This is a genomic window from Dyadobacter sp. CY261, assembly GCF_021440085.1.
Taxonomy (GTDB): domain Bacteria; phylum Bacteroidota; class Bacteroidia; order Cytophagales; family Spirosomataceae; genus Dyadobacter.
In genome coordinates, this window is the sequence record NZ_JAKCPW010000073.1 from 1 (window position 1) to 727 (window position 727).

Annotated in this window: 1 protein-coding gene; it reads right to left on the bottom strand. The window is 38.4% G+C overall.

The window, feature by feature from the left end; genetic code table 11:
- Window positions 1-253: 253 nt before the first annotated feature.
- The gene (locus tag LZD49_RS35410; RefSeq protein ID WP_234673391.1) at window positions 254-652 is read right to left on the bottom strand and encodes a hypothetical protein; all 399 of its coding nucleotides are present in this window, start codon (window positions 650-652) and stop codon (window positions 254-256) included.
- Window positions 653-727 lie beyond the last annotated feature (75 nt).

Here is a 727-nt window from a genome sequence, read left to right on the forward strand (position 1 = left end):
GCCCACGCCGATGTCAATATTCCCTCGTCTTAAGTAGGTGCGATTATTGATTGGAATACGCATGCAATAACATAACCTGACACTTGAATGCTTTCAAAAACAGATTGCGGCAAAGGATTTATATATTCTCAGAATACCCTCGAATGTGAGACGCGCGCCAACTAATTAGTGGTCTGAGGCCATCGGATCGATTGGACGTTGACCGCACTAGATGTGCATAGCGCCGTATGACAAAGTGCTGCGCATCTAGCCATTACCGCAAACTCTCATCACAGATGGCCAAAAATTGATAAAGACCTATCCCCAGGTAAATCAATTTTTGACGCATCAAGTCAAAAATTCTGAATAAAGCTACTGGTAGTTGATTCCTTTGCTCGATTTTCAATCCCTGTCTTTTTCTGGTTAAGCTTAATTGCAGATTTGTACCATAGTGTAGGATAACCAATGCAATACTAAAAAATCCAAGATGAAAGAAATCCTCAGAGCTCATCAAAATTCCATTTCTCCAAATACCCATATGTGCAACTGTCACGGCTATTATGAGTAGATATACAACATATTCGGATTGAAACTGAGCAGATTTTTGAAGTTTGAAGTAAATAAACAAGTCAACAATTCCGAAGAAAACCACGTAAAAAATAATCTGGAACATTCGATTTTAGTTACAAAACAGGATGGAGGTCAAAAATTCATCATGAACGGCTCAATTTCGATAGATTAATTTGTA